General features: G+C 53.6%; 15 protein-coding genes. 8 read left to right on the top strand and 7 right to left on the bottom strand.

Features of this window, described 5'->3' with window-relative positions; genetic code table 11:
* Position 1: 1 nt before the first annotated feature.
* Positions 2-640 carry an HAD family hydrolase gene (locus tag YERSI8AC_RS18270; RefSeq protein WP_159177270.1) on the top strand — a complete coding sequence of 213 codons (639 nt, stop codon included), beginning with the start codon at positions 2-4 and terminating at the stop codon, positions 638-640.
* Between the two features lie 431 nt (positions 641-1,071).
* On the opposite strand, the gene nadS is transcribed toward YERSI8AC_RS18270, so the two are convergent.
* The 3 genes from nadS to YERSI8AC_RS18255 form a co-directional block, all read right to left on the bottom strand.
* Positions 1,072-1,359, bottom strand: coding sequence for a NadS family protein (nadS, locus tag YERSI8AC_RS18265; RefSeq protein ID WP_159177269.1), 288 nt, complete (start codon positions 1,357-1,359; stop codon positions 1,072-1,074).
* Between the two features lies 1 nt (position 1,360).
* Positions 1,361-1,693, bottom strand: coding sequence for a type II toxin-antitoxin system RelE/ParE family toxin (locus YERSI8AC_RS18260; RefSeq protein ID WP_022522251.1), 333 nt, complete (start codon positions 1,691-1,693; stop codon positions 1,361-1,363).
* 167 nt (positions 1,694-1,860) lie between these two features.
* A complete protein-coding gene (locus YERSI8AC_RS18255; protein ID WP_159177268.1) occupies positions 1,861-2,577 on the bottom strand; it encodes a hypothetical protein in 717 nt (238 codons plus the stop codon).
* Between the two features lie 112 nt (positions 2,578-2,689).
* Between YERSI8AC_RS18255 and YERSI8AC_RS18250 the strand changes: the two genes are divergently transcribed.
* Positions 2,690-3,226: a hypothetical protein gene (locus tag YERSI8AC_RS18250; RefSeq protein ID WP_159177267.1), complete on the top strand. Its 537-nt coding sequence runs from the start codon at positions 2,690-2,692 to the stop codon at positions 3,224-3,226.
* 125 nt (positions 3,227-3,351) lie between these two features.
* Here YERSI8AC_RS18250 and YERSI8AC_RS18245 read toward each other — a convergent pair whose 3' ends face one another.
* From YERSI8AC_RS18245 to YERSI8AC_RS18235, 3 genes are all read right to left on the bottom strand, one after another.
* Entirely contained in the window at positions 3,352-4,821 is a 1,470-nt protein-coding gene (locus YERSI8AC_RS18245) for an NCS1 family nucleobase:cation symporter-1 (protein WP_159177266.1), read from the bottom strand.
* A 29-nt stretch (positions 4,822-4,850) separates the two neighbouring features.
* Positions 4,851-6,209 (bottom strand): NCS1 family transporter, encoded by a 1,359-nt coding sequence (locus tag YERSI8AC_RS18240; protein ID WP_159177265.1) that lies wholly within the window; start codon positions 6,207-6,209, stop codon positions 4,851-4,853.
* 154 nt (positions 6,210-6,363) lie between these two features.
* The gene (locus YERSI8AC_RS18235) at positions 6,364-7,119 is read right to left on the bottom strand and encodes an aspartate/glutamate racemase family protein (RefSeq protein WP_039859410.1); all 756 of its coding nucleotides are present in this window, start codon (positions 7,117-7,119) and stop codon (positions 6,364-6,366) included.
* A gap of 323 nt (positions 7,120-7,442) precedes the next feature.
* Between YERSI8AC_RS18235 and puuE the strand changes: the two genes are divergently transcribed.
* From puuE to YERSI8AC_RS18205, 6 genes are all read left to right on the top strand, one after another.
* A complete protein-coding gene (puuE, locus tag YERSI8AC_RS18230) occupies positions 7,443-8,378 on the top strand; it encodes an allantoinase PuuE (RefSeq protein ID WP_009287395.1) in 936 nt (311 codons plus the stop codon).
* Positions 8,379-8,400: 22 nt separating this feature from the next.
* A complete protein-coding gene (locus tag YERSI8AC_RS18225) occupies positions 8,401-9,276 on the top strand; it encodes a MurR/RpiR family transcriptional regulator (protein WP_159177264.1) in 876 nt (291 codons plus the stop codon).
* A 322-nt stretch (positions 9,277-9,598) separates the two neighbouring features.
* On the top strand, positions 9,599-10,453 hold the full coding sequence (locus tag YERSI8AC_RS18220; RefSeq protein ID WP_159177263.1) for a transporter substrate-binding domain-containing protein: 855 nt from the start codon (positions 9,599-9,601) through the stop codon (positions 10,451-10,453).
* Between the two features lie 8 nt (positions 10,454-10,461).
* Complete coding sequence (locus YERSI8AC_RS18215) at positions 10,462-11,139, top strand: amino acid ABC transporter permease (RefSeq protein ID WP_022522259.1); 678 nt, start codon at positions 10,462-10,464, stop codon at positions 11,137-11,139.
* Entirely contained in the window at positions 11,136-11,792 is a 657-nt protein-coding gene (locus tag YERSI8AC_RS18210) for an amino acid ABC transporter permease (RefSeq protein ID WP_022522260.1), read from the top strand. The genes YERSI8AC_RS18215 and YERSI8AC_RS18210 overlap by 4 nt, the downstream gene beginning before the upstream one ends.
* Positions 11,773-12,501, top strand: coding sequence for an amino acid ABC transporter ATP-binding protein (locus tag YERSI8AC_RS18205; protein WP_022522261.1), 729 nt, complete (start codon positions 11,773-11,775; stop codon positions 12,499-12,501). The genes YERSI8AC_RS18210 and YERSI8AC_RS18205 overlap by 20 nt, the downstream gene beginning before the upstream one ends.
* A gap of 11 nt (positions 12,502-12,512) precedes the next feature.
* On the opposite strand, the gene YERSI8AC_RS18200 is transcribed toward YERSI8AC_RS18205, so the two are convergent.
* A complete protein-coding gene (locus YERSI8AC_RS18200; RefSeq protein WP_159177262.1) occupies positions 12,513-13,961 on the bottom strand; it encodes a YfcC family protein in 1,449 nt (482 codons plus the stop codon).
* Positions 13,962-13,997: the final 36 nt, after the last annotated feature.

The raw sequence follows: 13,997 nt of genomic DNA, 5'->3' as shown, positions 1-13,997 counted from the left end.
TGTGCACCTAGTTTTATTCGACATAGACGGAACGCTGGTCGAGTCATACGATTTCGATACGGAATGCTTTCAAGCAGCTGCCAAGGATGTATTGGGTGTGACTATTGGCCCCGACTGGAGCCGCTATCATCACGTGACCGATTCTGGAATTCTCACCGAGGTGATTGAAGAATTGGGTCTTCAAAGTGACAGCGAGCGAATCACAGAGGAAGTTAAAAAACGGTTCGTGTGTCGAGTAGCGGATTATATCTCTTGTCACGATGTATCGTCGATCTCCGGAGCCTATGAGTTTTTGTCGCAGCTCGCTGGACGTCAGAATATCGCGGTCGCGTTTGCCACTGGTGGCTGGAGTGAATCCGCGAGAATGAAGCTTGCTGCTGCAGGTCTCAGCTTTCCATCTATACCACTGGCCTCGTCCTCAGATCACTACAGCAGAATAGAGATTATGCGATTGGCCGAAAGGCGCGCGGGTAACGACTACTATGACGCTATAACCTATTTTGGAGACGGGCCTTGGGATCAGAAAGCATCTGAAGCACTGGGCTACAACTTTGTCTCAGTCGGAAACCGTATTTCTAGCTCTCAATCGATTCGAGATTATACTGAAGCCGATGTGGCCTTTCGATACATTGGCTTATAACCAGACCATGCACCGGATGCCAAACCCTCCGCTTCGCTATGGTTTTGTCACCGGTGATGGCGGGCGTTGAGCCTGTAGAAAAACCCCGCTGACGGCTAAGTTTTGGTAGGATCGAGAAAACAGACGAGGAGTGGTCAGCATGCCGCGCTTCAAGGCTTATAACTACGATCAGAACGCCATGGTGGTGATCAANATTGAAAAGTTGGCGAATTACGGCCACATGGCCGCGTCATGAAGGGCTTAGAGCGGAGTAAGTTGCTTTTTAAGAGCAAAAGGCCGTCTTCAACAAGCTTTAGTTGGGCGCTAAAGTGGCTAAATGCCGATATTAAGATTACTCAGCCAGATGACCGGCTGGGTAAATAAATAAGGACAACAGGCGGTGGAAACGGCTCGAAATCGGTTTTTTCTACAGCCTCGTTAGCATTTTTATCTCACGCGCTAAGAGCCTTCAATACGGCTTGAGGCTCTTTAGATACGACGTTCAATAGCACTAGAGCGGGGCCGTGAGGCGCTCGGTCACCACGCTCCCAATGGCGCAGTGTACTAACGCTGATTCCAAAGGCTGAGGCAAACTCATTCTGGGACATCCCCAACTTGGAACGTATCTTCTTGACCTCTACTGGCCCGAATTCATGCACGATCGCTTTTTCAACCCGACCGTTGGAGTATTCAATTGCCTCATCCAGGCCCTGCTTGATACTTGTAAATGCGCTACTCATATTAATCACCATATCTTTCAAGCAACAGGTTGGTAAGCTTGCTCAGTTCATTACGTTCAGACTTTGAGATATTCGCTTTCTCGCCCTTGCCGAAAACGGTCAAAAGGAACAGCGGTACGCTTCCATTGTGATAGTAGTAGATAACCCTTACCCCACCACTTTTGCCCTTACCTTGCGCCGACCAGCGAAGCTTCCTAATACCTCCTGTGCCTTGCACGATGTCCCCGGCCTGAGGATGAAAAGCTAAGTAGTTAACAATACTCATCTTCTCCTCATCCTTGAGGAGGCTTGACGCTCGCTTGATAAATTCAGGGAGTTCGACAATGGTCTGCATAGACTTAAGAGTAATCCATTGGATTATAGTGGTCAAGAGGTGAAGAGAGGACGGAAATGTAAACGCCACAAGGCAAGTGTGGTTGGGGAATGGTATAGAAGCGGCAATGGAGAGAGTGGCTGGCGGCCATCAGCCGTGAATTGCCGCGAGTTCATATGTTCGCTGTTTCAAAATACAGAGTACACATTAAAAACTAGAGTCTCGATGTGGCCGGATACGCGATTTTCTCCGATTCTCAGGCTGTTTGGGTGCCCGCAGCCATTCCTGAAGGTTAAGCAACCCTCTAACTCTTGCTTTACGCTTTTGCCAATAATTGAAGCGGATTCACATATCACCAAGAAATTAGCTTCCTTCATTCTTGCCAGGTCATCTTTAGTTTTAGCAGGCTTCCACTTCGGATCCTGTTTCAACGCGGCAGCATTGAATTCAGACAAATAATTGCTAACTACATGGTCATATAGCACCGATACCGCTCCGACCCATGAAAGCACGACCGCTGCTCTATAGTTATGTGCCTCAAAGCACTCGATAGCTTCTTCGACGAACGCTTGAGTATTTTTTGAGCTAATTTTGGAAGCCAGAGTTCTTAAACTGCTGGATAATTGCACGGTAGGGCCGCCACCTAATTGCTTTACGTACGCACGGCCATCGGATGTTAGTTCCCAACCCTCAGGGCTACGGATAGTTTTTCCAGTATGGCGGGCTAATATTGATGAAAAATTTATTTTTTTTGCCCCCTTTAGTCCAACCGAGGCGGCAATTTCCTTAACAGCTTTCACTTGTTTGGGAGCATGTGCATCGTAGGCAAGGCATGCTAGCGCTTTGTCTTTCTTATCTATTTCAGGGTTAGCCACGATTTCTTTCAATGCGATCTTATTGAGCAACGTTTTTCCCCTGCAAACTAAATAAGACATGATGTTGTTAGGTGCATGTTGACATACATGAGCTCATGTTTAAACTGCATAATAAATGTCAAAATATTGGAGTCTCAACGTCATGAATGACAACACGACCGACCCACTTCTCGAAATTGAAGCTATGAGAAGCCTCGCCGAGGCCTTGACTCCTTTGGACGAGGCATCATGTGGCCGGGTCTTGCGTTGGGCTGCCGACAGGTTCGGAGTAGAGGTGAAGGCAACCAGCCTTGGTGACTCCAACTACGAAAAAACGGGCGAGTCGGGCATTGTTGAGGACGAAACTGACGAGAAAGACGAGCCATTGGAGTTCAACGAAATATCGGACCTGTACGCTGCGGCTAGACCGACTAATGACCCGGAAAAAGCACTCGTTGTCGGCTACTGGTTTCAATCGGTGCAAGGTCAGAACGATTTTGACGCAGGCCGTGTGAACAAAGAGCTTAAGCACCTTGGGCACGGAGTAGGTAATATAACAACTGCCATGACAAGTTTGATTGGAAGAAAACCGGCTTGTGCAATGCAAACTAGGAAGTCTGGCAGCTCTCAGCAAGCCAGAAAGAAGTACAAGTTAACCCACGAGGGCCTGCGCAAAGTCAGAGACATGGTTAGCGGTTAATTCCGACTTGGGTAGGTTGTGATGCTATGCCCACATAACGTGTTTCATGAAATATCAAAAAGCGCCATCGGCAAAACCGATGGCGCTTGTATGAGTTTCTAATCAGCTAGTTACGACCCGTTTGTCTACTGTTGAGCCAATACAGGCTCAGCCTTAAACTGCCTCATCAACCCATAGTAGAACAGCCCACCCAAGCCTGCACCAATCAGCCAGCCGTAACCACCTAGGCTCGATAGCGCGGGTACCAACACGGTAGAAAGCGAGAACAGCGCCGCCCCGCCAAAGGCGATAAGCGCACGAGTGTTCCAGCCGTTCACATAGTAGTAAGCGCTACCCGGCGCTGATGAGAAGAGCTCCTGCATGTTCAGGTGCTGACGCTTAATCAGGTAGTAATCGACTACGATAATGCCGTAGAAGGGCGCGACGATGGCCCCTAGCGCATTTACAAAGCCGGGAACGCCAATCTGGCTGATGACCGAAAGCCATAGCGCGCCGACAAAGAACGCAATCACTGCGGTAATCAGGCCGCCCATCTTGAAGCTGATTTTGCTGGGAAACAGGTTGGCAAGGTCGTAGGCGGGGGGAATGAAGTTGGCGACCAGGTTGATACCTACCGTGGCGGCAAAGAAGGTTAGTGCGGCGATAATCGTCAGCGGCAGCGAATCTACACGCTCGACGATATCGGCGGGGTTGGTCAGCGCCTCGCCAAACAGCACTAGAGTGCCAGCGGTAATAATCAGTGCGATAAACGAGAAAAACGCCACGTTGAGCGGCAAGCCCAACAGGTTGCCGAGCTTCATCTGGCGTTCGGTTTTCACAAAGCGGGTGAAGTCGCCGAAGTTGATCACCACCGCTGCGAAATACGCCACCATGGTGCCGACAATCGCCATAAAGGCGGCGATTGAGCTGCCGCTGGTTTCACTGCCACCGCTGAAAATGGTGCCAATGGCAGGAATCAGCTCACTTCCCGCTTGATACCAAACAATGATCATCAGCACCAACATCACCACGTAGACCAACGGGCCCGCCCAGTTGAGGAAGTGCTTAATGCGCTCAATGCCTTGCCAGAAAATCGCGATTTGAAACAGCCACACAATGACGAACGACACCCAGGCCACGCCGGAAAGCCCCAGGAAGGTGCTGCCGCTGCCTGCGCCAAAAAAGGCCGTAATCAGCAGGGTGACGGCGGTGGAGGCGAAGTAGGTCTGCACGCCATACCAGAAAATTCCCACGATGGCGCGCAGCATCGCGGGTAGGTTTGCGCCGCGTACCCCCATGCTGGCGCGTACCATCACTGGGAAAGGGATGCCGTATTTAACGCTGGGCTTACCGGTGAGGTTGACCAGAAACATCACGATAACGCCCGCCAGAATAATCGCCGCCATCACCGCCCAGCCGTTCAGGCCGTAGGTTAAAAACAGCGAGGCGGCGAGGGTGTAACCAAACAGGCTCTGGATATCGTTAGACCAAACGTTAAATATCTCAAAGGCGCCCCAGTTACGATCCTGGGGCTTAAGCGGGGCGAGATCCTCGTTATAGAGCGTGGGATCTATATGCTTAATATCCAGGTCACTAACGTCGTTACTCTCTTTCATCTTATTCGCTCTTCGGTTGGCAAAGGGAGTTACTGGCTAAAGCGCTGGCAGGGAGCCCAGTACTTCATAAGCAGGTAGTAGGTAACACCTGCGGGTATCAGGCTGGCGTACCACGAGATCGCCGAGAAAGAGAGCGCCGCCACAATGCCCACTGCCGTGGCGATGAAAGCGGCTAAGTTAATACCCTGGTAAGGCCCGTTAACGTCATACAGCTTGTTGATATCCAGCGTGCGGCGGCGAATCACATAATAATCGACCACCAGAATGGCGAAGATCGGGCCTAGGAAGGCAGAGTAGGTTTGCACAAATAGCTGCAGGCCCGCAGCGGAGCCCGGCTGAACCAGTTTCCAGGGGAAGGTGGCGAAAGCCAGCAAGCCAACGATCACCGTAGCGACCGAGAACTTGATCTTGAATACGTCCATCAGCACGTAGGTGGGCGGTACCACGTTGTTGAGTACGTTGGTGGTGACCTGGGCGAAGGCGATGAATAGAAGGGTAGTCATCAGCAGCGGGGTGTTGTCGACGGCGTTGGCAAACACCTGAATAGGGTCGGCGGTGCCGGTGGCCTGGGAGACCATATAGCCGATCAAGCCCATAAACAGCGTGCAGGGTAGAATCGACATGGCGTAGATAGTGGTCAGCAGGCTTTGAGCCGTGCCCTTTTTGTGCTCGCGGGAGTAGTCGCTGACGTTGAGCATCATGGTGCTGTAGATGCCCAGGAAGAGCATGGTCGCGCCCCAGAACGGCATGCCCCAGGAGCCTTCCATGGTCAGCAGGCTGGCGGAAAGCTCATCGCCATAGCGCTGCACCGTGGCGTAGAACATATACACCAGCGAGGCGAGGATAAAGGCGCTGCCGATATTCTCTAACCACTTGATGCCCTGGAAACCCATTACCGAAAGACCAATTTGCAGAAACTGGAAGGTAATGAAGTAGAAGATAAGGTTGTCGAAGCCGAACAGGGTAGCCGACACCATATTGAGTGCCCCGGCGCCAATCCAGCTTTGAAAGCCGTACCACACTACCGCTGGCACTGCGCGTACCAAGCCCGGTAAGCGCGTGCCCGTAAAGCCGAACGCGCTGCGCGCCTGCACCATAAACGGAATGCCATACTTGTAGCCCGCGGCCCCGTTAATGGCCAGGGCAATACCGATCACAAAGCAGCCGATGGCAATCGCCAGGGTGGCTTGTAACAGGTTCAGGGTGCCGACTACGCTTGAGCCCATGGCAAAGGTGCCAATGGAAACGCAGCCACCGAACCAAGCCAGGAAGTAGGAGCCGCGCCCCATGATTCGGGTGTGTTGAGGGGCCAGGCTTTCTGCCCCCAGTGCTTTTGATCCAGCAGCGGATCGTTCTTCTGACGCAAGAGCCGAGGTTGAAGCGCTCATGTTGTCGTCCTCGCAAGATTGTCGGTTTTTATTAATCCCCGATTAGGTATCGGGAAACGCTTGCGGCGTGGCGTGCTAATGGACGTACTTTTTAAAACTCTATTTAAGCTATTGTTATTAGATGTTGTTGAGTCACTATTATTTTTTGGAACTGTTATGACTTAAGCGGTAGCGCAAGATCAGAAAGCTCAGAAAACTTACCGGTAAAGATCTTTGGCCGTGGGTAGGCAAGATCGCCGTGTTTGCTGGTATGCAGCCCTAAACTGACCAGCGATTCCGCCAGTTTCAGCGCGGCGGTAACACCTTCTACTACCGGCAGGCCCACTTCGCGGCTGATCTCCTGGGTCAAATTCGCCATGCCGCCACAGCCTAAAACGATGGCGCCGATACCGTCCTCATCCCTGGCGCGGCAGCACTCTTCGACGATGCGGGTAAACGCCACTTCAGGATGGTGCTCAAGATCCAACACCGGAATTTCAGCGGCACGTATACGACGGCAGTGGTGGCTAAAGCCGTACTGCTGAAGCAGGTGCTCGGCGATAATGCCGGTGCGGCCCAGGGTGGTGACAATTGAAAAGCGTGTACTCACCAGTGTGGCGAGATGAAACGCTGCTTCGGCGATGCCGATTACCGGCGCACGGGTTAGCTCCCGCGCTGCGAGCAGGCCTGGGTCACCAAAACAGGCCACCACATAGGCATCGATGCCGCCTTCGCATTCGCCTTTTAGAACTTCTTCGGCCACTCCTACCGCACTGATCACTTCGTCGAAATGGCTCTCGATAGAAACCGGGCCAGCGTCCGGCTGTGAAGCGCTCACCGTGGTGCCAGTGCCCGCCTGCTGCTGCGCTGCCTGATGAATAGCAGCGGTCATGGAGGACGTTGTGTTGGGGTTAATAATGCGTATATGCACGATAGCTATTCCGTGTGTAAACAATATGGCATTTCTTGTATACAAAAATAGGGCGGTTTTCTACGTGGCGCAAGGGACTAATGAGCAATCGGCAATAAAAAAGCAGCTGATAAAACTTGACCATTTGTTCAGGATTCAATGGCTTAACGCCTTTTAAACTAAGAAACGCTATTAGCGTCAGGGGATTAGCGGTTGACCGCGTTGCGGTTGGTTATGAATGTCGCTATTTTGTATACAAATATTTTTCTGTATTGCTGGGCGGCTATTTGCCAGTGATCTGCCAGGGCTTGTATGAATGGTTTGTATGAATCAAGGAGCTAGCTATGTCGTCGTCACCTAAGGGCCACTATCCCCGCGATTTGATCGGTTATGGACGCAACCCGCCCCACGCCAACTGGCCAAACAAGGCCAAAATTGCCGTTCAGTTTGTGCTCAACTACGAGGAGGGCGGCGAAAACTGCGTGTTGCACGGCGACTCAGGCTCCGAGCAGTTCCTATCGGAAATTATCGGCGCACCGGCTTATCCGGATCGCCACTTGAGCATGGAGTCGATCTACGAGTACGGCTCCCGCGCCGGGGTATGGCGCATTCTGCGCGAGTTTGAAAAACGCGATTTGCCGCTCACGGTGTTTGGCGTTGCCATGGCGCTGGAGCGCAACCCGGATGTCGCCCTGGCATTTAAAGAGCTGGGCCACGAGATTGCTTGCCATGGCTATCGCTGGATTCACTATCAGGAAGTGCCCGAGCACGTTGAGCGCGAGCATCTACAGCAGGCCATGGAGATTTTTCAACGCCTCTATGGCGAAAAACCCCAAGGCTGGTACACCGGTCGCGATAGTCCCAATACCCGGCGCTTAGTGCTAGACGAAGGCGGTTTCCTTTACGATAGCGACTACTACGGCGACGACTTGCCTTTCTGGACGCAGGTGACCGATAGTCAGGGCGGTGACCACAACCATCTGATTGTGCCCTACACGCTGGACAGCAACGATATGCGTTTTGCCGCGCCGCAAGGTTTCAATACGGCGGATCACTTCTTTACCTACCTGCGCGATGCCTTTGATGTACTTTACGCAGAAGGGGAGGAGGCGCCCAAAATGCTCTCGGTGGGCATGCATTGCCGTTTATTGGGTCGCCCTGGGCGCTTTCGCGCCCTGCAGCGCTTTTTGGATTACATCGAAACTCACGACCGTGTGTGGGTGGCCCGGCGGGTTGATATTGCCCGTCACTGGGCAGAGCACCACCCTGCAACTCGTTAATTAAGCAGTTTAATAGGATGCTATGACGCCGCATATCGGACAGCGAATTACCGCCCAGTTTGACACGCTAACTGCCCAGGAGCAGCGGGTGGCGAGCTTTATCCTCGATCACTTTGATGATCTTGCGGTGTATAGCGCCGCTGATTTGGCGCGTTTGACCGGGGTATCCAAATCGACGGTTAGCCGCCTATTCAAGCGGCTGGGGTTTGAAAGCTACCGCACCGTTAAAGACCACGCCCGCCAGCTACGGAACCTGGGCGTGCCTTTGGTGATCGACCCCAACGCCATGCAGGAAGAGGCCGGGGCGCCGTTCCAGCGCCATCTGCAGCGGGAGCAGGATAATCTGCAGCGCTGCTTAAACGGCATTGCGGCGGATCAATTTGCTGCACTGGTAGAGCGGCTGGATAGCGCGCGTCATGTGGTCGTGATCGGTTTTCGTAACAGCTACCCGCTAGCGCTGCATTTTCGTCAGCAGCTGATTCAGGCGCGCACCCAGGTGCGAGTGGTTCCTCACCCAAACCAGTCGTTAGCGGAAGAGATCGTCGATCTCACCGACCAGGACATGGTGGTGCTGTTTGGTTTTCGCCGCCGCCCAGCGGCATTTGCTTCGCTAATTGACGCACTTGAGAGCTCACCTGCCAAGGTAGCCTTACTGGCTGACCCCACCGCGGTCAATTTCGCCTCACAAGTAACGTGGTTTTTTGAAACGCCGCTGGAAAGCCTCTCCGCCTTCGATAGCTACGCTGCCGCCAATAGCCTGATCTGCCTGATTGCCAACGGCGTGCTGCACCGTCGCCTTGCAGAAGGTCGAGAGCGAATCAGCGCGATCAGCGATGTTTACGCTGATCTTAGTGAGCTGGAAGCGCCTACCATGAGCGTGGATTGGAGCTCCCAGTAGGCTGGGCTTCCTTTCATGGTGCATCTCGTCCTATTGATGGATGAAAACTGCACCAATACATTGCACTTCCCTCCTTTTAAATCCTCTTCTTAATGCGGCAGTCGCTGCGTTGTGGCTTCGCGTGCCCGCTAAGTTGCTGTTCTAAAAAACGTTAGCCACTTCTGGTATCTCTGTTGCTGTTAGGTGGTCAAGTGAAACGAAAGTTTCTTTGTAAGATTTTATGCAACAAAGCTTTCACTCGCTCTGCATCCCTTGCTAATTCCATTACGGCTATTCACTGACCAACATGCCCTTGCCAGGCTGCCCTTGTTAGGAGAACACCATGAAATCGCTATCGCACCGCTTCAATCACTCTTTCTCTAACCAATTCAAACGCCTACAGTCCGGTGTTTTAGCCACAGGGCTGAGTGCCGTCGTTGCCCTTGGTGCTATTACCACTAGCCCAAACGTTCAGGCGGATGCGCTAGAAGATATCGAATCACGCGGCACTATCCGGGTCGCTGTCCCGCAAGATTTCCCACCGTTTGGTTCAGTAGGTACCGACCTACAGCCGCGCGGCTACGATATTGATATGGCCCAATACCTCGCTGACGAAATGGGCGTTCAGCTAGAACTGATTACCGTGACTAGCGCTAACCGTATCCCTTACTTACAGACCGGCCAGGCGGACCTGGTGATCTCTAGCCTGGGTAAGAACCCGGAGCGAGAAGCGGCAATTGATTTCTCTGACGCCTACGCGCCGTTCTTTCTAGGCGTGTTCAGCGCTGATGAAGATGAAAGCGTGGAAGGCCCAGAAGGCCTGGCCGATAAAACCATCGGGGTAACCCGTGGCGCCGTGGAAGATATGGAGCTTTCCAATATTGCCCCGGACTCCACGACGGTGCAGCGCTTTGAAGATAACGCCACCACCATTTCTGCGTTTCTTTCCGGTCAGGTCGATTACGTAGCCACCGGTAACGTAGTCGCCGCCGAAATCGCCGAACGAAACAGCGACCGTGCGCCCTCGCTGATTTATCAGCTCAAAGATTCACCCTGCTACGTGGGCATGAATAAAAACGAGCCAGCGTTAATGGAAGAAGTGAATCGCCTGATCGCACAAGGCCTGGAAGATGGCACCCTGAATGAGCTATCTCAGCGCTGGTTCAGTGCCGACCTGCCTGAAAACTTCGGTAGCTGAGGTTTAGCATGGGGCCAACACTCGATTTTCTTACCCTGTTGCCCTACGCCAGTGAGCTCCTCAAAGGTCTTACCACCACGGTCGTTTTGACCGTGGTGACCACCTTGACGGGGCTAGCGCTGGCGGTGGCAGTGGCGTATTTACGTGTCAACGCGCAGCCATGGGTGCGCTGGGGGCTAGGCGGCTACGTCGAAGTAACCCGCAATACGCCCTTCATTGTGCAACTGTTCTTTATCTTCTTTGGACTGCCGGGGCTCGGCATTAAAATTGATGCCATTACCGCGGCGTTTATTGCCATGACGCTCAACCTGGCCGCTTACAGCGCCGAGATTCTACGCGCCGGTATTAGCGCCACGGCGAAAGGGCAGTTAGAAGCTGGGCGTGCACTGGGCATGACCACACTGCAAAGCTATCGCCATATCGTGCTGGTGCCCGCGTTTGCCAGGGTATACCCCGCGCTGATCAGTCAGTCGATCATTGTGATGCTGGGTTCGGCGGTGGTGTCGCAAATATCGGTATTTGACCTGACCTATGCCGCTAACTTTATCCAATCGCGCAACTTTCGCAGCTTTGAAGTCTACCTGCTGATCACGCTGGTCTATTTGCTCCTCGCCTTCGGCATGCGGCGCAGCTTTATGCTGGTTGGCAAGCGGGTATTCGCCTATCAGCAAGGAGAACAACGATGATTGAGTTCACCTTCTGGGACATTCTGCGCAACCTGCTGCTGGCAACCCGCTGGACCATTGTGCTGTCGTTGATTGCCTTTGTGGGCGGTGCGACGGTGGGACTGCTACTGACCTTTATGCGCCTCTCCAGCAACCGCTGGCTGCAGCGCTTAACGTCTCTTTATGTTGACCTGTTCCAAGGTACGCCGCTGTTGATGCAACTGTTTTTGATCTTCTTTGGCGCTGCTGCCATGGGGCATCCGATCTCTGCCTGGTTGGCGGCTTCCATCGCACTGACACTATTCACCAGTGCTTTTCTATGTGACATCTGGCGCGGCTGTTTAGAGGCGGTTGCCAAAGGGCAGTGGCACGCGGCGCGGGTGCTGGGCATGAACTACTTCCAGACCATGCGCCATGTGATTCTACCCCAGGCGCTGCGGCTTTCGATTCCGCCCACGGTGGGTTTCTCGGTACAGGTCATCAAAGGCACGGCGCTGGCCTCCATCATCGGCTTTGTCGAGCTGACCAAGGCGGGCACCATGCTCAATAACGCCACCTTCGAACCCTTCACCATTTTTGCCCTTGTGGCTCTGCTTTACTTCGCGCTGTGCTACCCACTTTCCTGCTACGCGCGCTATCTGGAGAAAAAGCTCTATGACGCTGGTTTACGTTGATAACGTTCATAAAGCCTTTGGCGACCTGGAAGTGCTTAAAGGTATCAACCTTTCAGTTGCGCAAGGCGAAGTGGTGGCGATTATTGGCCGCAGTGGCTCGGGTAAAAGTACCCTGCTGCGCTGCCTGAATCAGCTGGAAAAACATGACAGCGGCGAGATCACCATTGCCGATAAGCAGCTCGATGCGGCGTCAATGTCGCCCAAAGAGCTGAGTGAAAACGTCGGCATGGTATTTCAAAGCTTCAACCTGTTTCCTCATAAAACCGTGGGTGAGAACGTCTGTTTGGCGCCGCTGGTGGTGCGTGGCGAGGAGAAAGCCGAGGTCGAGAAAGTCGCCCGCGAAGTGCTTGAGAAAGTGGGGCTCTCCGACAAATACGATGCCTACCCGGCGCAGCTTTCCGGTGGGCAGCAGCAGCGGGTCGCCATCGCTCGGGCGCTGGCCATGCGCCCCAAAGTGATGCTCTGCGATGAGGTGACTTCAGCACTTGACCCTGAGCTGGTCGGGGAAGTGCTGCGCGTATTGGAAGCGTTGGCGGCCGAGGGCATGACGCTGATTCTGGTCACCCATGAAATGAGCTTTGCACGTGATGTGGCCGACCGCGTGGTGTTTATGCACCAGGGGCGCATCCATGAAGAGGGCGCCCCCAGCGAGCTATTCAGCAACCCACAAACGCCGGAGCTAAAGCAGTTTATCTCTGCCGTGCTCTAGTCGATCCACTTCTAGCCGGTCCACTGGGTTGCCTGGGCGAAAATAAGAAAGCCCAGAGCAATCACTATCCAGACGCAAAAAAGTGGGAAGAAGAATTTGACCCACTTTTGCCACGGCACACCCGCCAGCGCCAGGGTCGCCATAAAGTAGCCTGAGGTCGGGTATAAAATATTGCCGATACCGTCACCCAGTTGGAAGGCCAGCACTGCCGTTTGGCGGGTGACGCCAATGATGTCGGAGAGCGGTGCCATCAGCGGCATGGTGACCAGGGCCTGGCCGCTACCGGAGGGGACGATGAAATTGAAGCCTAGCTGGGCGAAGAACATGCCAATCGCCGAAAGCAGGGTGGGCAGGCCACCGACGAGGTTGCCAAGCCCAAACACCAGCGTGTCCATGATTTGACCATCTTCCAGCATCACGGCAACACCGCGTGCGACGCCGGCGATCATGGCGCCGACCAGCACGTCTCGGAAGCCCTGGTTGAAGCCTGCGCATATTTCATCGGTATCGAGACCCGCAATAAGGCCCACTACGATGCCCATAATGATAAACAGGCCTGCCATTTCCATCATGAACCAGCCTTGCTGCAGTACGCCATAGACGAGTACCGCGAAGAAGGCGAAGGTGGCGATGGCCGCGAGCTTCTGGCGAGCGGTGGCGATTAAGGCAGGGCTATTGTCAGCATGTTGATAAAGCGAGCGTTTTTCGGATTCGCTAGTGTCACTGCTCAGCAGGCTAAGCGAAGGTGTTTGGTGCACCATACGGGCGTAACGCATAACGAAGAAAATGGCCGCGGCTAACATCACCACAAACGACACAACGCGCAAGCCATAGCCGGAGTAGAGAGGAAGGTCTGAGAGTTGCTGCCCAAGGCCGGTATTGATGGGGTTGAGCACACCCGTCGTGAAACCGACCGTGGTAGCGCAAAGTGCCACCGCCGCGGCTGTGACTGAATCAAAGCGCAAGGCAATCATCAGCGGCAAGATGACCGGCACATAGACCAGCGCCAACTCTTGGGTACCGATAACCGTCGCTATGAGGGCAAAAACCGTCATCAACACGGGGATAGTGAGCAGGTTCTGTCGCGCAAAGCGGCGCGTTAGCTTGTCCACACCTATTTCAATAATGCCGGTGCGCCTTAGCACCATGAACATACCGCCGATCATGAAGGTGAAAAAGACAACTTCACCGGCACTCATTAAGCCATTCGGGATCGCCAGCATAAAGTCGACGATGCCAACTGGTGACGAAGCGATCTGCTCATAAGAGTTCGGGTCGATAGTGATGCGCCCATTCGGGCCAGGAACACGCTCGAACTGCCCGGCCGGCACAAAGTGCGTTGCTATCGCGGCCAGGGCGATAAATATGAACAGAACCGCGTAAATGTCAGGGATCCGGCACCAGCTTTTCTTGGGCGTGGGGCGATCTGAGGAAGACGAAGAGGGGGTGTGTTGGGACATGCTATGCCTCGCGTTTGTTATAAGTAGCTGACCTGA

Source organism: Halomonas sp. 113, from assembly GCF_904067645.1.
GTDB lineage: Bacteria > Pseudomonadota > Gammaproteobacteria > Pseudomonadales > Halomonadaceae > Vreelandella > Vreelandella titanicae.
This window is presented reverse-complemented; position numbering and strand designations above follow the sequence as displayed.